The sequence below is a fragment of the Streptomyces sp. P5F9 genome (assembly GCF_057961495.1).
On record NZ_JBXVPZ010000016.1, the window covers coordinates 1 to 19,362 of the forward strand.

The 19,362-nt window shown below is 70.0% G+C and carries 24 protein-coding genes; 12 read left to right on the plus strand and 12 right to left on the minus strand.

Features of this window, described 5'->3' with window-relative positions; genetic code table 11:
* Positions 1–37: 37 nt before the first annotated feature.
* A complete protein-coding gene (locus AC31A1_RS05085; protein ID WP_489652046.1) occupies positions 38–1,261 on the minus strand; it encodes an NAD(P)-dependent malic enzyme in 1,224 nt (407 codons plus the stop codon).
* 501 nt (positions 1,262–1,762) lie between these two features.
* On the opposite strand from AC31A1_RS05085, the gene AC31A1_RS05090 reads away from it, so the two are divergent.
* The 3 genes from AC31A1_RS05090 to AC31A1_RS05100 are packed head-to-tail and all read left to right on the plus strand — an operon-like array spanning position 1,763 to position 4,494.
* On the plus strand, positions 1,763–2,716 hold the full coding sequence (locus tag AC31A1_RS05090) for an ABC transporter substrate-binding protein (RefSeq protein ID WP_489652047.1): 954 nt from the start codon (positions 1,763–1,765) through the stop codon (positions 2,714–2,716).
* A 33-nt stretch (positions 2,717–2,749) separates the two neighbouring features.
* On the plus strand, positions 2,750–3,688 hold the full coding sequence (locus AC31A1_RS05095; RefSeq protein ID WP_489652048.1) for an amino acid ABC transporter permease: 939 nt from the start codon (positions 2,750–2,752) through the stop codon (positions 3,686–3,688).
* Positions 3,689–3,741: 53 nt separating this feature from the next.
* On the plus strand, positions 3,742–4,494 hold the full coding sequence (locus AC31A1_RS05100; protein ID WP_489652088.1) for an amino acid ABC transporter ATP-binding protein: 753 nt from the start codon (positions 3,742–3,744) through the stop codon (positions 4,492–4,494).
* A 206-nt stretch (positions 4,495–4,700) separates the two neighbouring features.
* Here AC31A1_RS05100 and AC31A1_RS05105 read toward each other — a convergent pair whose 3' ends face one another.
* Entirely contained in the window at positions 4,701–5,459 is a 759-nt protein-coding gene (locus AC31A1_RS05105) for a class I SAM-dependent methyltransferase (protein WP_489652049.1), read from the minus strand.
* 100 nt (positions 5,460–5,559) lie between these two features.
* Here AC31A1_RS05105 and AC31A1_RS05110 point away from each other — a divergent pair, with 100 nt between their 5' ends.
* Positions 5,560–6,189, plus strand: coding sequence for a CGNR zinc finger domain-containing protein (locus tag AC31A1_RS05110; protein ID WP_489652050.1), 630 nt, complete (start codon positions 5,560–5,562; stop codon positions 6,187–6,189).
* Here the strand turns inward: AC31A1_RS05110 and sodX are convergent.
* On the minus strand, positions 6,093–6,527 hold the full coding sequence (gene sodX, locus AC31A1_RS05115; RefSeq protein WP_489652051.1) for a nickel-type superoxide dismutase maturation protease: 435 nt from the start codon (positions 6,525–6,527) through the stop codon (positions 6,093–6,095). The genes AC31A1_RS05110 and sodX overlap by 97 nt on opposite strands.
* Positions 6,528–6,672: 145 nt before the next feature.
* On the opposite strand from sodX, the gene sodN reads away from it, so the two are divergent.
* The 4 genes from sodN (at position 6,673) to AC31A1_RS05135 (ending at position 8,878) form a co-directional block, all read left to right on the plus strand.
* Complete coding sequence (sodN, locus tag AC31A1_RS05120) at positions 6,673–7,068, plus strand: superoxide dismutase, Ni (RefSeq protein ID WP_019058247.1); 396 nt, start codon at positions 6,673–6,675, stop codon at positions 7,066–7,068.
* Between the two features lie 146 nt (positions 7,069–7,214).
* Complete coding sequence (locus AC31A1_RS05125; RefSeq protein WP_019058262.1) at positions 7,215–7,625, plus strand: helix-turn-helix transcriptional regulator; 411 nt, start codon at positions 7,215–7,217, stop codon at positions 7,623–7,625.
* A gap of 10 nt (positions 7,626–7,635) precedes the next feature.
* The gene (locus AC31A1_RS05130) at positions 7,636–8,052 is read left to right on the plus strand and encodes a VOC family protein (protein ID WP_318018756.1); all 417 of its coding nucleotides are present in this window, start codon (positions 7,636–7,638) and stop codon (positions 8,050–8,052) included.
* A 76-nt stretch (positions 8,053–8,128) separates the two neighbouring features.
* Positions 8,129–8,878 carry a VOC family protein gene (locus AC31A1_RS05135; RefSeq protein ID WP_489652052.1) on the plus strand — a complete coding sequence of 250 codons (750 nt, stop codon included), beginning with the start codon at positions 8,129–8,131 and terminating at the stop codon, positions 8,876–8,878.
* Here AC31A1_RS05135 and AC31A1_RS05140 read toward each other — a convergent pair.
* From AC31A1_RS05140 to AC31A1_RS05175, 8 genes are all read right to left on the minus strand, one after another.
* A complete protein-coding gene (locus AC31A1_RS05140; RefSeq protein WP_489652053.1) occupies positions 8,865–9,101 on the minus strand; it encodes a hypothetical protein in 237 nt (78 codons plus the stop codon). The two genes, AC31A1_RS05135 and AC31A1_RS05140, sit on opposite strands and share 14 nt — an antisense overlap.
* A complete protein-coding gene (locus tag AC31A1_RS05145) occupies positions 9,089–9,433 on the minus strand; it encodes a DUF952 domain-containing protein (RefSeq protein WP_489652054.1) in 345 nt (114 codons plus the stop codon). The genes AC31A1_RS05140 and AC31A1_RS05145 overlap by 13 nt, the downstream gene beginning before the upstream one ends.
* A 9-nt stretch (positions 9,434–9,442) precedes the next feature.
* Positions 9,443–10,651, minus strand: a complete 1,209-nt coding sequence (locus AC31A1_RS05150) for an RNA polymerase sigma factor (protein WP_489652055.1) — start codon at positions 10,649–10,651, stop codon at positions 9,443–9,445.
* Positions 10,652–10,656: 5 nt separating this feature from the next.
* Positions 10,657–11,070 (minus strand): YciI family protein, encoded by a 414-nt coding sequence (locus AC31A1_RS05155; RefSeq protein WP_317881753.1) that lies wholly within the window; start codon positions 11,068–11,070, stop codon positions 10,657–10,659.
* 87 nt (positions 11,071–11,157) lie between these two features.
* Positions 11,158–11,343: a hypothetical protein gene (locus AC31A1_RS05160; protein ID WP_406454767.1), complete on the minus strand. Its 186-nt coding sequence runs from the start codon at positions 11,341–11,343 to the stop codon at positions 11,158–11,160.
* A 4-nt stretch (positions 11,344–11,347) separates the two neighbouring features.
* Positions 11,348–11,953: a GNAT family N-acetyltransferase gene (locus tag AC31A1_RS05165; RefSeq protein ID WP_489652056.1), complete on the minus strand. Its 606-nt coding sequence runs from the start codon at positions 11,951–11,953 to the stop codon at positions 11,348–11,350.
* Positions 11,954–12,248: 295 nt separating this feature from the next.
* A complete protein-coding gene (locus tag AC31A1_RS05170; RefSeq protein WP_489652057.1) occupies positions 12,249–13,379 on the minus strand; it encodes a family 2 encapsulin nanocompartment cargo protein polyprenyl transferase in 1,131 nt (376 codons plus the stop codon).
* Positions 13,380–13,492: 113 nt separating this feature from the next.
* Complete coding sequence (locus AC31A1_RS05175) at positions 13,493–14,899, minus strand: family 2B encapsulin nanocompartment shell protein (protein ID WP_393762354.1); 1,407 nt, start codon at positions 14,897–14,899, stop codon at positions 13,493–13,495.
* 295 nt (positions 14,900–15,194) lie between these two features.
* On the opposite strand from AC31A1_RS05175, the gene AC31A1_RS05180 reads away from it, so the two are divergent.
* Together AC31A1_RS05180 and AC31A1_RS05185 are read left to right on the plus strand one after the other, a co-directional pair.
* Positions 15,195–15,785, plus strand: coding sequence for an N-acetylmuramoyl-L-alanine amidase (locus AC31A1_RS05180; protein ID WP_489652058.1), 591 nt, complete (start codon positions 15,195–15,197; stop codon positions 15,783–15,785).
* Between the two features lie 48 nt (positions 15,786–15,833).
* Positions 15,834–16,751: a 1-aminocyclopropane-1-carboxylate deaminase/D-cysteine desulfhydrase gene (locus tag AC31A1_RS05185; RefSeq protein WP_489652059.1), complete on the plus strand. Its 918-nt coding sequence runs from the start codon at positions 15,834–15,836 to the stop codon at positions 16,749–16,751.
* A 4-nt stretch (positions 16,752–16,755) separates the two neighbouring features.
* Here the strand turns inward: AC31A1_RS05185 and AC31A1_RS05190 are convergent, their stop codons facing one another.
* A complete protein-coding gene (locus AC31A1_RS05190; RefSeq protein WP_489652060.1) occupies positions 16,756–18,351 on the minus strand; it encodes a Na+/H+ antiporter in 1,596 nt (531 codons plus the stop codon).
* Positions 18,352–18,413: 62 nt separating this feature from the next.
* Between AC31A1_RS05190 and AC31A1_RS05195 the strand changes: the two genes are divergently transcribed.
* Both AC31A1_RS05195 and AC31A1_RS05200 read left to right on the plus strand, forming a co-directional pair.
* Positions 18,414–18,674: a UBP-type zinc finger domain-containing protein gene (locus tag AC31A1_RS05195; protein ID WP_489652061.1), complete on the plus strand. Its 261-nt coding sequence runs from the start codon at positions 18,414–18,416 to the stop codon at positions 18,672–18,674.
* Between the two features lie 266 nt (positions 18,675–18,940).
* Positions 18,941–19,354 (plus strand): ATP-binding protein, encoded by a 414-nt coding sequence (locus AC31A1_RS05200; RefSeq protein ID WP_004925829.1) that lies wholly within the window; start codon positions 18,941–18,943, stop codon positions 19,352–19,354.
* The last annotated feature ends 8 nt before the right edge of the window (positions 19,355–19,362 follow it).

The following is a 19,362-nucleotide window of genomic DNA, read 5'->3' on the forward strand; positions in this document are numbered from 1 at the left end:
AAGAAGGGCCCCGCCCAAGTGGACGGGGCCGTTCAGGCTACCGCCGGGCAACGCCCTCCGCCCGCGCCGCCGCAGCCACAGCCGCGGTCACCGCAGGGGCGACGCGCTCGTCGAACGGTGACGGAATGACATAGTCCGCGGCGAGATCGTCACCGACGACCCCGGCCAGCGCCTCGGCCGCCGCGATCTTCATCCCCTCCGTGATCCGGGACGCCCGCACCTGCAGCGCCCCCGCGAAGATCCCCGGAAACGCCAGCACGTTGTTGATCTGGTTCGGGAAGTCCGACCGCCCGGTGGCGACGACCGCCGCGTACTTGTGCGCCACATCCGGGTGCACCTCGGGATCCGGGTTGGCCATCGCGAAGACGAACGCGCCCTCCGCCATGGAAGCCACCGCGGGCTCCGGCACCGTACCCCCGGAAACCCCGATGAAGACGTCGGCGCCTTCCAGCGCCGCCTCCAACGACCCGGAGATACCCGCCTTGTTGGTGATCTCGGCGAGTTCACGCTTGACCGGCGTGAGGTCGTCCCGGTCGCGCGAGACGACACCCTTGCGGTCCGCGACGGCGACATCGCCGAGCCCGGCCTCCAGCAGGAACTTGGCAATGGCGACACCCGCCGCGCCCGCGCCGGAGATGACGGCCCGCAGGTCACCCAGCTCCCGCCCGGTCAGCCGCGCGGCGTTCCGCAGCGCCGCCAGCGTCACGACCGCCGTACCGTGCTGGTCGTCGTGGAAGACCGGGATGTCCAGCCGCTCCTGGAGCCTGCGCTCGATCTCGAAGCAGCGCGGCGCCGAGATGTCCTCCAGGTTGACACCCCCGAAGGAGGGCGCGAGGCGCACCACGGTCTCGATGATCTCGTCGACGCCGGTGCAGTCCAGCGCGATCGGCACGGCGTCCACGCCGCCGAACTGCTTGAACAGGATCGCCTTGCCCTCCATGACCGGGAGGGAGGCCTCGGGACCGATGTCGCCGAGTCCGAGCACCGCCGTACCGTCCGTCACGACGGCGACGACGGACGACTTCCATGTGTAGTCGTGGACGAGTTCCGGCTGCTCGGCGATCGCGGTGCACACGCGCGCGACGCCGGGTGTGTACGCGAGGGACAGGTCGTCCTTGTCGCGGATCGGCACGGTGGCCTGCACGGCCATCTTGCCGCCGCGGTGCAGCGCGAACGCCGGATCGAAGGAATCGAGGGGCTCGGCCCCGCCGTCCTGATCCGTACTGCTGTCGCTGCGAGGATTGACGATCTCCGCTGCCACTTTGTCTTACCCCTTAGGTCTTCATTGATTTTGAGGGTGGCCACTCCCTGGTGAGGGGTGGGCGGGCACCGCGCAGGGCCCAGAGACTTGATGCGTACGAGCACCTGCGCGACGGGCGCGCCGCACACGCGCCCTGAGCCCCGGATGAGGGGTGTAGAGACCCTTCTTACCGGACGGACGGCACAGAGGACGAGCCCAATAGGCGCAAGGTCACATCCCGTCCGCCGAGGGCGGAACGATGATCGATCACATCGTGAGACATGCCGAAGATCTTCCGGCCGGAACGAGTGATTCCAGCAGATGGTCCGTGATCAGGGCGTCTCGATGTACCGACCTGATGCGATTCGGGGTTCACCCGTTATCCGATTTTGACATGGCTACTCCCCTGAATGGTTCAGTCCGAATGGCAAGATGCCCTAATCACACGAGGTCGCGACACCCGAAGGTGTGTGTTCTCGTCGACCCGTCGGCACCGCCATCCATCCGCCGGAGGAACCCACCATGACCGCAAGATTCACCCGTCGTACGACCGCCCCGCACACCCGGCTGGCAGCGGTCGGTGCGATCGCGGTCGCCTCCACCCTGCTGCTCGCCGGCTGTGGTGACCAGACCAAGAAGGACAACTCCAGCAGCGCGTCCACCAGCTCGGCCCCCCTGGCGAGCAAGCTCCCCGCCGCGATCCGCGACAAGGGCGTCATCACGGTCGGCTCGGACATCGCGTACGCGCCGGTCGAGTTCAAGGACAACTCCGGCAAGGTCGTCGGTCTCGACCCGGACCTCGGCGCCGCGATGGGCAAGCAGCTCGGGGTGAAGTTCGAGTTCCAGAACGGCACCTTCGACGCGCTCCTCACCGGTCTGCGGTCCAACCGCTACGACATCGCCATGTCGGCGATGACGGACAACAAGAACCGCCAGGACGGCGTCGACCCCGACACGGGCAAGAAGGTCGGCGAGGGCGTCGACTTCGTCGACTACCTGACCGCCGGTGTCTCGATCTACACCCGCAAGGGCCAGACCGAGAACATCGCGTCGTGGTCCGACCTGTGCGGCAAGAAGCTCGCCGTCGAGCGCGGCACCGTCTCCGAGGACCTCGCCAAGTCCGAGACGAAGAAGTGCACGGGCGGCAAGAAGATCACCATCGAGGCCTTCGACGACGACCAGCAGTCCCAGACCCGCCTGCGCTCCGGTGGCGCGGACGCGGCCTCCTCCGACTTCCCGGTCGCGGCCTACGCGGTGAAGACCTCCGGCGGCGGCAAGGACTTCCAGCTCGTCGGCGACCAGGTCGAGGCGGCGCCGTACGGTATCGCGGTCGCCAAGAGCGACACCCAGCTGCGGGACGCGTTGCAGGCCGCGATGGACGCCGTGATCAAGAGCGGTGAGTACCAGAAGATCCTGACGAAGTGGGGCGCCGAGGACGGTGCCGTCAAGTCGTCCGTGATCAACGGCGGCAAGTGACCGCGGGTCCGCAGTCGCTGAGAGGCAACATCCGTGACTACTGACATCGACGGGGCGCGGGGGCCGCAGGACGCGCCCCCGGACGCCCCGAAGCCCATCAAGGCCATTCCTGTCCGGCACTACGGCCGGTACGTCTCCGCCGTGATCGCGATCGGCATCCTGGTCGCGATCGTCTACGCGTTCGGCCAGGGCAAGATCAACTGGCATGCCGTACCGGACTACTTCTTCGACCACCGGATCATGACCGGTGTCTACAAGACCCTCCTCCTGACGGTCCTGTCGATGGTCATCGGCATCGTCGGCGGCATCGGCCTCGCGGTGATGCGGCTGTCGAAGAACCCGGTGACCTCCTCGATCGCCTGGTTCTACATCTGGTTCTTCCGCGGTACCCCGGTGCTGGTCCAGCTGTTCCTCTGGTTCAACCTGGGCCTGGTCTTCGAGTACATCAACCTCGGTCCGATCTACAAGAACTACTGGTCGGACTTCATGACGCCGCTGCTGACGGCGCTGCTCGGCCTGGGCCTCAACGAGGCCGCGTACATGGCGGAGATCTGCCGCGCCGGTCTGCTGGCCGTCGACGAGGGCCAGACCGAGGCCTCGCACGCGCTGGGCATGAGCCACGCCAAGACGCTGCGCAGGATCGTGATCCCGCAGGCGATGCGCGTGATCGTGCCGCCCACGGGCAACGAAGTGATCAACATGCTGAAGACGACCTCGCTCGTGGCGGCCGTCCAGTATCCGGAACTCTTCCGCTACGCCCAGGACATCGGCCAGAACTCCGGCGCCCCGGTGGAGATGTACTTCCTCGCCGCCGCCTGGTACCTGATCATGACGTCGATCCTGAGCGTCGGGCAGTACTACGTCGAGCGCTACTACGCCCGCGGCTCCAGCCGCGCGCTGCCGCCGACCCCGCTCCAGAAGATCAGGGCGAACGTACTGTCCATCGGCCGCCCGAAGGGAGGCGCGGCATGAGCCCCGAACTCAGCAAGACCGACGACGCCGCCACGACCGACCCGTCGGTCCCGATGGTCAAGTCCGAGGGCGTGCACAAGTCGTTCGGCCCGGTCGAGGTCCTCAAGGGCATCGACCTGGAGGTGAAGTCCGGCGAGGTGTTCTGCCTCATCGGCCCCTCCGGTTCCGGCAAGTCGACCTTCCTGCGGTGCATCAACCACCTGGAGAAGGTCAACGCGGGCCGGCTGTACGTCGACGGTGAACTGGTCGGCTACCGCCAACAGGGCGACAAGCTCTACGAGTTGCGCGATCGCGAGGTCGCGGTGAAGCGCCGGGACATCGGCATGGTCTTCCAGCGCTTCAACCTGTTCCCGCACATGACGGCCGCGGAGAACATCATCGAGGCGCCAGTGCAGGTCAGGGGCGTCAACAAGAGCCAGGCCAGGGAGCGCGCGATGCAGCTCCTGGAGCGGGTGGGGCTGTCCGACAAGGCCGGCAGCTACCCCTCCCAGCTCTCCGGCGGCCAGCAGCAACGGGTGGCCATCGCGCGGGCGTTGGCGATGGACCCGAAGCTGATGCTCTTCGACGAGCCGACCTCGGCCCTCGACCCGGAGCTGGTCGGCGACGTCCTCGACGTCATGCGCGACCTCGCCGAGTCCGGCATGACGATGATCGTCGTCACCCACGAGATGGGCTTCGCCCGCGAGGTCGGCGACAGCCTCGTCTTCATGGACGGCGGCGTGGTGGTCGAATCCGGCCACCCACGCGACGTCCTGACGAACCCTCAGCACGAGCGCACGCAGGGGTTCTTGTCCAAGGTGCTCTAGCGCTGGACAAGGCTCCCTGTCGGTAGGCGAGTCGAAGGGGCGGCACGAGATCCTCGTACCGCCCCTTCGACGTTCCCTACCGCCGGCTCTTCATCAGCGCGCCGAGCACCACCTTCACCAGCGCGATGCGTCTGCCTTCGACAAAGGCGTGCAACGCCGTCTCCGCGCCTCTCCTCGCCGCTCCCCCTGCCTGGTCCCCCGCGGTCCTACTTCAGTGCGAGCAGCAGCGTGTCGGAGGGCGAGCACCACACCGGACGCGCCTCCCCGAACCCCTTCTCGCGCAGCACGCGCGCGTGCCACGCGGCGGAGGGCATGTCACCGTCCGCGTGCTCGCCGTAGATCTCGTAGCGGCGGGCCGTCGGTCCGGCGAGGACGGGGTCCTGGGCGGCGAGCTGCCACCACTCGGCCCAGTCGAGGACGCCGTTCCGCTTGGCCTGATCCATCTGCGTGTGCCGCTGCGCGCGCTCCGCCGCGTTGATCCTGGGCGTCGACTCGTCGATCATGTGGTCCGCGTTCATGAAGACACCACCGTCGCGGACGAGTCCCGCGACCTGACCGTAGAGAGCCGCGAGGGGTTCGCTGTGCAGCCAGTGGAGGGCCGTGGCGGTCAGCACGGCGTCGTACGAGTCGTACGGCAGCCTCGTCGTCCACTGCGGGTCCTTGAGGTCGGCCGTCACGAAGGTGACCCGCTCGTCGTCCGCGAAGGTGCCCTCGGCGATGGCGAGGAGGGCCGGGTCGAGGTCGACCCCGGTGCTGGTGGCGTCCGGGAGGCGGGCGAGCAGCCGGGCGGTGATGCTGCCCGTGCCGCAGGCGAGGTCGAGCACGCGGGGTGCGGGGCCGGTGAGGGCCTCGACCATGTCGAGCATGATCCGGAAGCGGTCCTCCCGGTCGGGCATGTACCACTCCTGCTGCCGGTCCCAGCTCTCCTGCCAGGCCTGCCAGTCGGTTCCGACACCGGTCGTCATGAGGACCCCCTGTCCACTCACTGTCGTAATACCCTGGAAGCACGATCAGCTGTTACCCGACCGCATCCACGACCATAGAGCGCCTCCGTAAGGACTACAAGTGGAACTGGCCTATTACTCGGACTATGCCGTACGCCTCGTCAACACCGAGGAACCGGCGCGGGGCAAGGACGCCCTGACCTCGGTCGAGGCCGTGCGGGATCTGTTCGGCACCAACAAGGAGGCGGCCCGCCGCGCAGCCGACGCCGACGTCACGCGCTTCCGTTCGGTCCGGGCGCGGCTGCGGGCGGTGTTCGAGGCGGCCGACGGCGGCGACGAGACCCTCTCCGTGAACCTGCTGAACTCGCTCCTGCTGGAGTTCCCGGTGAGCCCGCAGATCTCCGGGCACAACTTCCGCGACGACGACGGCCGCCCGCTGTGGCACATGCACCTCGCGGACCACCCGTCGAACGCGACGGCCGGCTACGCGGCGATCGCGGCGATGGGCCTGGCCTTCCACCTCACCGAGTACGGCGTCGACCGCCTGGGCCTGTGCGAGGCGGCGCCGTGCCGCAACGCCTACCTGGACACCTCGACGAACCGCTCCCGGCGCTACTGCTCGGACCGCTGCGCGACCCGTGCCAACGTGGCCGCCTACCGGGCCCGGAAGCGCCTGGAGGCCGACCGGTCGGAGAGCACGGGCCTGGCGGCGGAGAGCGCCCAGCGGACGAGCGCGGCCGGCGAACGCTGACCGGACTTCGGCGGCCGGTACCGGAAGCGCACCTTGCCCAGCACCAGATCCTCGGGAACGGTGCCGTAGTCCGTACTGTCACCCCCGGCGAACGCGTTGTCCCCGAGCACCCACCACCCCCCGTCGCGGCGCTCGGCGGCCCGCTTGACGACCAGCAGGTCCTGCTGGAACGGATGGCGCAGCACGACGATGTCGCCGGGCCTGATCCGCGCCCCGTACTGCACCACGAGCAGATCCCCGTGGAACAGCGTCGGCACCATCGACGGCCCGGTCACCTCGGCCGTACCGAAGGGCAGTACAGCCCTTCCCCGCTCGGTCTCCTGCGACAGCTCCGGCATCCCCGGCACCTCCCCGGTCCTATCCTCCACCAGTCTGAGTCCGACCCTGGACTTTTGTCCTAAGCCCATGGGGGCACTCGCGAAATCAGCTTCTCCAGGGAGTAATGTCCCACCTGAGAAGACGATCACGAGGAAGGAACGCTCCATGCTTTCCCGCCTGTTTGCCCCCAAGGTGAAGGTCAGCGCGCACTGCGACCTGCCCTGCGGTGTGTACGACCCGGCCCAGGCCCGCATCGAGGCGGAGTCGGTGAAGGCCGTGCAGGACAAGATGGCCGCCAACGACGACCCGCACTTCCAGGCGCGCGCCATCGTCATCAAGGAGCAGCGCGCCGAGCTCGCCAAGCACCACGTCTCGGTGCTCTGGAGCGACTACTTCAAGCCCCCGCACTTCGAGAAGTACCCGGAGCTGCACCAGCTGGTCAACGACACCCTGAAGGCCCTCTCGGCCGCCAAGGCGTCCACCGACCCGGCGACGGGCCAGAAGGCGCTCGACTACATCGCCCAGATCGACAAGATCTTCTGGGAGACCAAGAAGGCCTGACACCCAGTCAGCCCGACCCGACCGACCGGCGATCGGTGCACCATCGCAGGTCAGCGGGCGCGGGGAAGGGGCTCCGCCGGTTCGCCGGCGGGGTCCCTTCGTCGTTCCCGGCTCAGCGAAAGCGCCCCCGTGTCATCCTGGACGACGTGAACCGCGACGACCTCGTACGGCTGCGCCAGGCCCGTGACCGCATGAACCGCGAGTACGCCGAACCGCTCGACATGGCCTCGATCGCGCGGACCGCGCTGATGTCCCCGGGCCACTTCCAGCGCAGCTTCCGCGCCGCGTACGGGGAGACGCCGTACAGCTATCTCATGACCCGGCGGATCGAGCGGGCGAAGGCACTCCTGCGACGCGGCGACCTGAGCGTGACCGAGGTGTGCATGGCCGTCGGCTGTACCTCGCTCGGCTCCTTCAGCTCCCGCTTCACCGAGCTGGTCGGTGAAACCCCCAGCGCCTACCGCGCCCGTTCCCACGAGGCGGGCGCGGTCATCCCGTCCTGCGTGGCCCGCACTTTCACCCGCCCGAACCGGGCGGGACCGCCGCTGCGGCCCTAGCCTGTTCTGCATGGACCTGAAACTCCGCCAGTGCTTCATCGCCGTCGACGACCACGACAAGGCGCTCGCCTTCTACTGCGACGTCCTGGAGCTGGAAATCCGTAACGACGTCGGTTTCGAGGGCATGCGGTGGGTGACTGTAGGGTCGCCGTTGCAGCCGGACGTGGAGATCGTCCTGGAGCCGCCGGCCGCGAACCCGGACGCCTCCCCCGCCGACAAGCAGGCCATGGCCGAACTGCTCGCCAAGGGCACCCTGCGCGGGGTCAACTTCACCACCGCCGACTGCGACGCCCTGTACGCCCGCGTCCAGGAGTCCGGCGCCGAGGTGGTCCAGGAGCCGACGGACCAGCCGTACGGCGTCCGCGACTGCGCGTTCCGCGACCCGGCCGGGAACATGCTGCGGTTCATGCAGCGGAGTGAGGACTGAGGGACGGGACCGAAGGGAGGCTGCGGGGGCTGAAAAACTCTCGGGCGGGTCGCCGCCTCCCGCCTACGATCACGCAATGACCGCAACGAACATCCGCTGGACCTACGCCTTCATCGACCGCCCTCACGGCCGCCTCGGCCCCGCCCGCGACTTCTGGACGGCGGTCACGGACACCCGGCTGTCCGAACTCCGGGGTGACGAGGGCGAGTTCGTCACCCTGCTGTCCGACGGCACCGACGCCTGCGTGAAGGTCCAGGGCGTCGGGGCCGGCCCGGGCGGCGCTCATCTCGACTTCTCCGTCGAGGACGTACCGGCGTTCGTGAGTGCCGCGCTGCGGCTCGGCGCGGAGACGGTCGCCGAGCACGACGGCTGGGCCGTACTCCGGTCCCCCGCAGGTCAGTTGTTCTGCGCCGCCCCCTGGCACGGCGAGTCCGTGCGGCCGCCCGTCGTGGCCGGCACCCGCCTCGACCAGGTCTCCCTCGACATCGGCCCGGGCTCCTACGACGCCGAAGTCGCCTTCTGGAGCGCCCTGTTGCCCGACTGGGCCTCGCTCTCGGGCGCGCTCCCCGAGTTCCACGTGCTCAAACCCCCGCCCGGCCTGCCGATCCGCATCCTGCTCCAACGCCTCGGCGAGGACCGCCCCGCCGCCGCCCATCTCGACCTGGCCTGCGCGGACATCGACGAGTCCGTCGTGCTGCACGAGCACCTCGGCGCGACCGTCGTCTCCCACGGAAAGCACTGGACGGTGATGCGGGACCCGGCAGGCGGCACGTACTGCCTGACGGGGCGCGACCCGGAGACCGGCGGGCTGCCTAGCCGTCCCTGACGCAGACGACGATCATCCGGCGGTCGTCGTACCGCGAGTCCGTGGGCCTCGGACAGGCACTCGCCGTGTCCTGGCTGTCCTGCCTCAGCAATGGCGTCGGCGTCGCGCCGGGCTCGTGCGGCTCGCCGGAGTCCTGCAGCCACAACGTGAGCCCGCCCCCGACGACCACGGCGACCGCCCACACGACCAGGACCCGGCGCCACAACCGGCTCAAGCCGCCCACACCTCCACGTCCACCACGGCGTCCACCGGAATCGGCCCGTACACGTGCGGGAACTCCTCGCCGCCCGGCTTCGGCGCCTCGTACTTCAGGGGTACGCCGAGCCGTCCCGGGTCCACGACCAGGACCACCAGGTCGTCGGGGCCGTCGTAGGAGCCGTACAAGAAGGCTGCCACGCGCGGGAGTTGGGCGCGGGTCGAGCAGTGGATGAAGCCCTCCTCCTGGAGGGTGCGGCCGCGGGTCGACCACTCGTAGGTGCCACGCTCGCGGGCCGCGTCCCAGAGGGCGCGTTCGGTGATGTGGAGGATGGTGGCGGTGGGTTCGTCTTCCGGCATGGGGTCACGCTACGGCCCGAGCCGTGCCGCCCGCGCCCGCAGGTACCGCTGCTCGGGCAGGCTGAGGGTCTTGGCCGCCGCCGACTCGTAGGCGGCCCGGGCCGCGGTGAACTCACCGGCCCGTTCCAGGAGATGGCCGCGGACCGCGTCGGGGCGGTGCCCCTCCCCCAACTCGTCCGCCAGTAGGTCAAGTTCGGCCAGGCCCGCATGCGGACCGTCGACCATGGCTACGGCGACAGCCCGGTTGAGGCGTTCGACGGGGCCGGGGACCAGACGCACCAGCACCTCGTACAGGCCGAGGATCTCGTGCCAGTCCGTCGCCCGCGCCGACGGCGCCTCGTCGTGTACGGCGGCGATCGCCGCGCGCAACTGGTAAGGCTCTGCGGACCCTTGGGACAGCGCCCGGGTGACGAGGGCGACGCCCTCCTCGATCGCCGCCCCGTCCCAGCGGTCGCGGTCCTGTTCGTCGAGGGGGACGAGTTCGCCGTGCGGACCGGTGCGGGCGGCCCGGCGGGCGTCGGTGAGCAGCATCAGCGCGAGTAGCCCGGCCACTTCGCCGACTTCGGGGAGCAGCCGGTGCACGGCACGGGTCAACCGGATGGCCTCGCCCGCGAGTTCGCGCCGCGTCAGACTCGGGCCGGACGTCGCCGTATAGCCCTCGTTGAAGATCAGGTACAGCGTGTGCAGGACGGCCGGCAGCCGCTCCGCCCAGTTGTCCGGCCGCCCGAAGCGCACACCCCGCACCTTCGCCTTCGCCCGGCTGATCCGCTGTGCCATCGTCGCCTCGGGTACGAGATACGCGCGGGCGATCTCCGCCGTCGTCAGTCCGCCGACCGCCCGCAGGGTGAGCGCGATCTGCGCGGTCGGAGTCAACGCCGGATGGCAGCACAGGAAGAGCAGGGAGAGGGTGTCGTCCTCGCGCGGCGGCTCGGCCGTGTACGGCTCCCGGGGCGCGAGTGCCGCCGCCTTCTCCTCGCGCGCCCGCCGCGCCTCCTCGCTGCGCAGCGCGTCCGTCAGCCGCCGCGAGGCGACCCGGATCAGCCAGCCGCGCGGATTCTCCGGCACACCGTGCTCCGGCCACTGCCGGGCCGCCGCGAGCAGCGCCTCCTGTACGGCGTCCTCGGCGGTGTCGAAATGGCCGTACCGCCTGACCAGGGCGCCGAGGACCTGCGGCGCGTGTCGGCGCAGCTGGTCCTCGGTGCCGGTGGTGTCGCGCATACGGCTCAGACGTCCGCGGTGCCGTCCTGGATGGGACGGATCACCACCGCGCGGTTGACGGCACCCTCGGGCAGGGGGCAGCGGGTGACGCGGTCGGCGATCTCCGTGACGCGTTCCAGGCTCGCGCACTCCAGGACCCAGTAGCCGGCCATCAATTCCTTGGTCTCGCTGTACGGGCCGTCGGTGATCACGGCCTTGCCGTCCGCGCCCAGCGCGACCAGCCGGGTCCTCGCCGGTTCGGTCAGCCCCTGCGCGTCGATCAGCTCGCCCGTCTCGGACAGGTCGTCGTTGATGGCGCCCATGTGGGCGAACATGGCCTGCATCTCCGCCTCGCTCCAGGCCGGGGACCCGGGGGTGGGCTTGCCCTGCATGCCGTCGTAGTCCGCCTGGGTGCCCTGCACCATGACCAGGTACTTCATGAGTCCGCTCCTTCGGCTCGTGCCACCCGTGCCGGGCGGCTTCTCACAGGAGACATCGGAGCCGGGCCGGGATTCTCGACACGGGTTTCAGGATTCTTTCGGGGCGGTGTCTGCCCGGGGCTCGGCGCCCTCGCCGACGTACGCCTCGCACTCGGGGTTCCGGCACGGGCCGGCCTCCCACTTCGGTACCCATGCGCCCAGCGTCTTGTACCGCCGGACGACGGTGGCCACCGGCTGTCCGCAGACGGGACAGGTGTGCTCTTCTCTGCCCATGTACTCAGCCTAGAACCGTGCGGGGCTCGCGCCACATCGGGTACATGCGCGGGCCGTCCGGGAGGTCGAGGGTGCGGTCGATGAAGGTGTAGCCGAGGCGCTCGTACAGCTTGGTGCTGCGTTCGCTGCTCGCCTCCAGGTACGCGGGGAGGCCCTCGCGGTCGCAGCGGTCCAGGACGTGCCGGATGAGCGCGGCGCCGAGGCCCTCGCCCTGCCGGTCCGGTGCCACGGCGATCATCCACAGGTATTCGTGGGCCCGGCCTGCGGGATGCCCCTCCGCCATCAACCGGGCTATCGTCTCGACCCGCTCATTGTCCGGATCCACCAACTCCCGTAGCTGTACGGCCTCGTCCTCGCCGTTCTCCGCATGCGCCTCGGCCGGTACCGACAGCCACAGCGCGCACGCCGCGCCGTCCTCGGCGAGGTCGATGCGGCCGTCGGCGAACACCGCGTCGGTGAAGGCGGCCATCAGCCTGTGGTGGGTCGTGCGGCGGTACTCGGCGTCGGGGAAGACCCAGCCGCTGACCGGATCGTCCTGGAAGGCCTCGTCCAACAGCCGGACGACCAGCTCTCTGTCACCCTCGCCGGCCGCCCGTATCGTCACGCCCATGTCCCACCCCTTAGCTCTCAACCACCGTCACCTGAACGGCTGTTGAGACTAGCGGGACTTACGGGCGAGTGAGCCGAAGGGGCGCGCCTGTGTCGAGAGCGCGAACGCGCGGAGGCCCGAAGGGTCGAGCACGATCGCGCTCTCGACACAGGCTTTGGCGCCCCGGAGGCGAACCGAGCCTTAAAAAAGGGGGCGTGCCCCGCGCACCGTGGGGATGCGCGGGACCCGCCTGTCCGGGGCCTCCGGTGGCCGTGCGGGGGTCAGGACCGCGCGGTTCCGGAAGGCTCCGGAGTCATCAACTGCTGCGCCGGGTCACGAACTCGGCCAGTGCGAGCAGACCGCCCGCGTCCTGCGGGTCCGGGATCGCCCGGGCCAGCTCCTGCACGGCCCGCGCCATCCGGTCGGCCGCCTGGTCCTGCGCCCAGTCCCGGCCCCCGGCCCGCTCGACGGCGAGCGCGGTGCGCTCCAACTCCCCCTCCTCGTACGGCAGTCCGTACAGCTCCGCGAGTTCCGCGGCCGCCGGTGTGCCCGAGGTGAGGGCGGCGACCACGGGCAGGGACTTCTTGCGGACGGCGAGGTCGGCCCCGGCCGGTTTGCCCGTGCGGCCGGGGTCGCCCCATATCCCGATGACGTCGTCGATCAGCTGGAAGGCGAGCCCTGCCTGCCGGCCGAACGCGTCCAGTGCCTCGACGTCCTCGGCGGACGCCCCCGCGTACAGCGCGCCCACCGCGCAGGCACAGCCGAGCAGCGCGCCGGTCTTGGCCTCGGCCATGACGAGCACCTCGTCGAGGGTGACCTCGCCGGGGGCGCGCTTCTCCATGGCGGTGTCCGCGTGCTGGCCCTCGCACAGTTCGACGACGCAGTCCGCGAGCCGGGCCGCGGCGGCCGAGGACGCCGGGTGCGGGTCCTCGGCGAACAGCCGGAGGGCCAGCGCCTGGAGGGCGTCCCCGGCGAGGATCGCGTCGGCGTCGCCGAACACGGTCCACGCGGTGGGCCGGTGCCGGCGGGTGGTGTCCCGGTCCATCACGTCGTCGTGCAGCAACGTGAAGTTGTGGACCAGTTCCACCGCCGCGGCGGCCCGCAGCGCGCTCGCCCGTGCCCGCTCGCCGCCGAGCGCGGTGGCGGCGGCCAAGACGAGGGCGGGGCGGATCGCCTTGCCCGCGTTCCCCGCCGCCGGTGTGCCGTCCGCGTGCTCCCACCCGAAGTGGTAGAGCGTGACCCGGCGCATCGAGCCGGGTAGCGAGTCGATCGCCGAGCGTAGTTCGGGGTCGACGGACGTCCTGGCCCCCTCCAGGATCACCGCCGCCTCGTGCCTGTCGGGCGGCGGTGTCGTCGCTGCCGGTGGTGTCCCGTCGAGCGGCCGGGTCCCGTCAGGTGCCGGGCTCCCGTCGGCGGGCTGTTTCGTCTCCGTCCTGAACTCGGCCATGGGGTCCCCCTCGGAGAGTCCGCGGACGGTGACGCCTGCGCTGCGACCGGTCGCGTTCGACCGGGGTGTACCCGCCCTTCCGGGCGGGGACACCGCGTCCAGCTGCTGAAACGTCACCTCCAGCGGCCGATCTCGACGTTCTCCAGGACGCCGAGGGCGTCCGGCACGAGGACCGCCGCCGAGTAGTAGGCCGTCACGAGGTAGTTGATGACCGCCTGTTCGTTGATGCCCATGAAGCGCACCGACAGGCTCGGCTCGATCTCGTCCGGGATGCCGGCCTGCTGGAGGCCGATGACGCCCTGGTCGGCCTCGCCGGTACGCATGGCGATGATCGAGGTGGTCCGCCGGTCGCTGACCGGGATCTTGTTGCACGGGTAGATCGGCACGCCGCGCCAGGTCGGGATGCGGTTGCCGCCGACGTCGATGGACTCCGGGACCAGTCCGCGCTTGTTGAGCTCGCGGCCGATCGCGGAGATCGCGCGCGGGTGGGCGAGGAGCATCCTGGTGCCGCGCCGCCTGCTGAGCAGCTCGTCCAGGTCGTCCGGGCTGGGCACGCCGTCGTGGGGCTGGAGCCGCTGGTCGTACTCGCAGTTGTTGAGCAGGCCGAACTCGCGGTTGTTGATGAGTTCGTGTTCCTGGCGTTCCTTCAACGCCTCGACGGTGAGCCGGAGTTGCTGCTCCGTCTGGTTCATCGGCTGGTTGTAGAGATCGGCCACGCGCGAGTGGATGCGCAGGACGGTCTGGGCGACGCTCAGTTCGTACTCGCGCGGCCTGGCGTCGTAGTCGACGAACGTGTGCGGGATGTCCGGCTCGCCGGAGTGGCCCGCGGCGAGGTCGATGGCCTTCTCGCCGTACTTGTTGGTGCGCTGCTCCGGGATCGCGCGCAGCTGCGCGAGGTGGTCCCGCAGGGTCTCGGAGCGCTCCGCGACCTGCTCGACGTCTCCGCGGGCCAGGATCAGCACCGTGCACGCGGTGTCCGCGCGGGCCGTGTACTCCCAGATGGCATCCGGGTCGAGCAGTGCCTGGTCGCCGAAGTAGGCGCCGTCGGCGAGGACCCCGAGGACCGTGTCGTCGCCGTACGGGCCCGTGCCGACCTTCTCCACCCTGCCGTGCGCCAGCAGGTACACCTCGTCGGCCTGGCCGCCGAACGACGCGATCGCCTCTCCCGGGGCGTACTCGCGCTGCCGGCAGCGGGTCGCCAGCTCCGAGAGCACCTCCTCGTCCTCGTAGTCCCGCAGCGCGGGCAGTTCGCCGAGCTCCGCGGGGATGACCTCGACGCGGTCGCCGGTCTTCACGAATGTCACCCGGCCGTCGCCCACGGAGTAACTCAGCCGTCGGTTCACCCGGTATGTGCCACCCTGCACGTTCACCCACGGCAGTGTGCGCAGCAGCCAGCGCGAGCTGATCTCCTGCATCTGCGGCGCGGACTTCGTGGTCGTGGCCAGGTTCCGCGCGGCCGCCGTACCAAGACTCTGCTGCGGCTTGTTCTGCTCCGCGCGGACCTCTTCGCCTACCGACATAGAGAAATGCCCTCCCCATTCGCCCGGCACCTGTGCGCCCGGCATCGTTCTCGCGCACCAGCCTTCCTCACGGAGCGTGCTGGTGGTATTACCCGAAAGAGCGGGAATGGATCTTCAACTGCTGGGCACAGGGGCTGTTTACGTCGAATGTTGTTCGAGTTGCCGCCGGGTCGGCCGTTGTCCGGATCGGCTCGCACGCCGTGCGAACAAGTCGTCCGTACCGGATTTTTTCGGTACAAGCGGAGATAACAGACGGCCGTGCACGTCGGCCGTCGCACAGCACGAAGGAGGCGTCATGGCCTCACCCATGTCCGCGGGCGGTTTCCTGGCCGGTCTGAAGGCGGAGGGCGTCACCGTCGTCGAGGTCGGCGACTGGGAGCACCACAACCGCAACCACAAGGGCCCGTGGGGGCCCGTCCACGGCGTGATGATCCACCACACGGTCACCAAGGGCAGCGCGCGCACGGTGGAGTTGTGCCGCGAGGGCCGCCCCGACCTCCCCGGCCCGCTCTGCCACGGCGTCATCACCAAGGACGGCCACCTCCACCTGGTCGGCTACGGCCGCGCCAACCACGCGGGCCTCGGCGACGACGACGTGCTGCGCGCGGTGATCGCCGAGAAGGCGCTGCCGCACGACAACGAGGCCGACACCGACGGCAACCGGCACTTCTACGGCTTCGAGTGCGAGAACCTCGGCGACGGCGAGGACCCCTGGCCCGAGGCCCAGTTGGAGACGATCGAGAAGGTCTGCGCGGCGATCTGCCGCCACCACGGATGGACGGCGCGATCGGTGATCGGGCACCTGGAGTGGCAGCCCGGAAAGGTGGACCCGCGCGGGTTCACGATGAACTGGCTGCGCGACCGGGTCCACGACCGGCTGAAGTGACGCCCGGACGGCAGGGACGGCACCGGCGCCCCGGGTGACAATGGTCCCGTGACCAGCCCCGACCTCGCCGCCCTGCGGCCCCGGCTCCCGTCGCCGGTGGAGGAGATCACGGACGGGCGGTTCGGCCGGCACGGCATCCGGCTGCTGCTCAAGCGGGACGACCTGATCCACCCGGACCTCATCGGCAACAAGTGGCGCAAGCTCGCGCCGAACCTGACGGCGGCGGCCGGACGTACGGTCGTCACGTTCGGCGGCGCCTACTCCAACCACCTGCGCGCCACCGCCGCCGCGGGCCGCCTCCTGGGTCTGCCCACGGTCGGCGTGGTCCGCGGCCAGGAGCTGTCCGACCGCCCGCTCAACCCGTCCCTGGCCCAGTGCACGGCCGACGGGATGCGGCTCCACTTCGTCGACAGGTCGACGTACCGGCACAAGTCCGAGCCGGAGACGCTGGCCGCGATCCTGCGCGGGGCGGGCGCGGAGGACGCGTACGTGATCCCCGAGGGCGGCAGCAACTCCCTTGCGGTACGCGGCTGCCGGGCCCTGGGCGAGGAACTACGCGCGCGTGCCGACGTCGATGCCCGTATCGATGTCGTCGCCCTGGCATGCGGGACCGGCGGCACGCTGGCCGGGCTGGCCGCCGGGCTCGGCCCCGACCAGCGCGCCTTGGGAATACCGGTCCTCAAGGGCGGCTTCCTGAGCGCCGACATCGAGGAGCTGCAGGAGCGTGCCTTCGGTGGCCGGCGGGGCGAATGGTCCCTCGACGAGCGCTTCCATTTCGGGGGCTACGCGCGCGTGCCGGCCGAACTCGACGCCTTCGCCGAGGACTTCGAGGAGCGGCACGGGGTGTCCGTCGAGCATCTCTATGTCGCCAAGTTGCTGTACGGACTTGTCGCCCTCGCCGACGAAGGGGCCTTCCCGCGCGGGAGCACGGTCGCCGCGATCGTCACCGGGCGCCAGTTCCCGTGATCTTCTACGCCGCCTCCCGGTAAGCCGCCGCCTCCTCCAGGTCCAGCCTGCGCAGCAGGGTGCGGAGCATCTCGTCGTCGATGTAGCGGCCGTCGCGGAGGCGGACGAACATCGAGCGTTCGGCGCTGATCATCTCGCGGGAGAGGCGGCGGTAGGTGTCGTCGACGGTCTCGCCGGTGACGGGGTTGGTGGCGCCGAGGCGCTCCCAGACGGCGTTGCGGCGGCGTTCCAGGACCTCGCGGAGGCGGTCGGCGAGGGGAGGCGGCAGGGCGTTGCGTTCGTCCTCCAGAAGGGCCTCCAGGCGTTTTTCGGCGACCCGGGAGGCCTGCGCCTGTGCGTTGGCCTCGGCGAGCGTCTCGGCCTGCTGGTCGCGGCCGGGGAACTTCAGCAGCCGGATGATCGGGGGCAGGCTCAGGCCCTGCACCACCAGGGTGCCAATGACCGTCGTGAAGGTCAGGAACAGGATGAGGTTGCGCTGCGGGAAGGGGTCGCCGCCGTGCACCGTGAGCGGGATCGAGAAGGCGATGGCCAGCGAGACCACGCCTCTCATGCCGGCCCACGCGGTGGTCATCGCCCCCTTCCAGGTGGGGCTGTCCTCGCGCTCTCTGATCCGCGCCGACAGGATGCGCGGAATGAAGGCCGCCGGGTACACCCACACGAACCGGGTCACGACGACGACCAGGAAGACGGCGATCGCGTACCAGGCTGCGTCCAGGCCCCGGTACTCGCCAAGGCCCTTGAGAACCACCGGCAGTTGGAGTCCGATCAGGGCGAACACCGCCGACTCCAGGACGAAGGCGACCATCTTCCAGACGGCCTCCTCCTGGAGGCGGGTCGCGAAATCGACCTCCCACGCGCGGTGCCCCAGATAGAGCGCCACGACCACGACGGCGAGCACCCCGGAGGCGTGCACCTGCTCGGCGACCCCGTAGGCGACGAACGGGATCAGCAGGGAGAGTGTGTTCTGCAGCAGCGCCTCCTTGAGGTGGGTGCGCAGCCAGTGGATCGGCACCATCATCAGGAGCCCGACCCCCACCCCGCCGACGGCCGCGAGCAGGAACTCCCAGATGCCGCCGGCCCAGGTGGCGCCCTCGCCGATCGCGGCCGCGAGAGCCACCTTGTAGGCGGTGATCGCGGTCGCGTCGTTCAGCAGGGACTCGCCCTGGAGGATCGTCGTGATCCGTGACGGCAGTCCGACCCGGCGGGCCACCGCCGTCGCCGCGACCGCGTCCGGCGGCGCCACCACCGCGCCCAGCACCAGGGCGGCGGTCAGCGGCAGCCCCGGCACGATCACATAGGCGGCCCAGCCGACGACGAACGTGGCGAAGAGCACGTAGCCGACCGACAGCAGTGCCACGGGCCGCACTTGGGCCCGCAGGTCGAGGTACGAGCTGTCGGTGGCCGACGTGTACAGCAGCGGGGGCAGCAGCAGCGGCAGCACGACCTCCGGGTCGAGGGTGTAGTCGGGCACCCCCGGGACGTACGAGACGACCAGTCCGACCGCGACCAGCAGCAGCGGTGCCGGCACCGGTGTGCGCCGGGCCGCGGCGGCCACCACGGCGCTCCCCGCCACCAGCAACAGCAGTGGCATCACGTCCATCGTTCTCGCCCGCCCTCGTTTTTTCGCGCGGCCAACCGCACACCCGTCGTAATCTGGCAATCATGAAACAGTGCACGCACGCCGACGCGCTGCCGCTTCCTGAACCGGGGCCCCAGAGCGAGACCTGTCTGGAGTGTCTGGCGGCAGGCACCCACCCGGTGCAGCTGAGACTGTGCCTCTTCTGCGGCCATGTCGCCTGCTGCGACTCCTCCCCCCTGCGCCATGCCACAGCACATCACAAGGACTCCGGGCATCCGGTGATGCGGACGTTCGAGCAGGGGGAGAGCTGGCGCTGGTGCTTCGTCGACCACGTACTCGTGTGACGCCGTAATCCGACCCCCGGTTTCGACGGTTCGACCGTCTGACGTCTGGGTACGTCAACCCGGCGCGCGCTCTTCCCAATTGGGCCCGCAGGACCCCTAGCCACGGAGCGTATCCGTAGGTTTACTATGAGTGACAGCATGGGGTTGGGGTCCCGGGGACAGAAAAGTTCGGAGCGCGGTAGCGTCACCGCTGAACCAAGTATCGCGTTACCCCGGGGGGCGACCCCTGGGCCCCCGAAAGAGCTTGTACCACCTTGGAGGTGAGGGTGTCCCAGATCGCAGGCGAGCCCGCGACCCAGGACTTCGTGGAAGTCCGGCTGCCGGCTGCGGGTGCCTACCTGTCGGTGCTGCGTACGGCCACGGCCGGCCTCGCGGCCCGTTTGGACTTCACCCTCGACGAGATCGAGGACCTTCGCATCGCGGTGGACGAGGCCTGCGCGATCCTGCTTCAGCAGGCCGTGCCGGGATCGGTGCTCAGCTGTGTCTTCCGCCTCGTGGACGACTCGCTCGAAGTCACCGTCTCCGCCCCGACGACGGACGGTCACGCCCCCTCGCGCGACACCTTCGCCTGGACCGTGCTCTCGGCCCTCGCGGGCAAGGTCTCATCGGCAGTCGACGAGGACAAGACCGTTTCGATCAGCCTCTACAAACAGCGCGGCGCGGGACCCGGGCCGGCGTGAGGAACGGG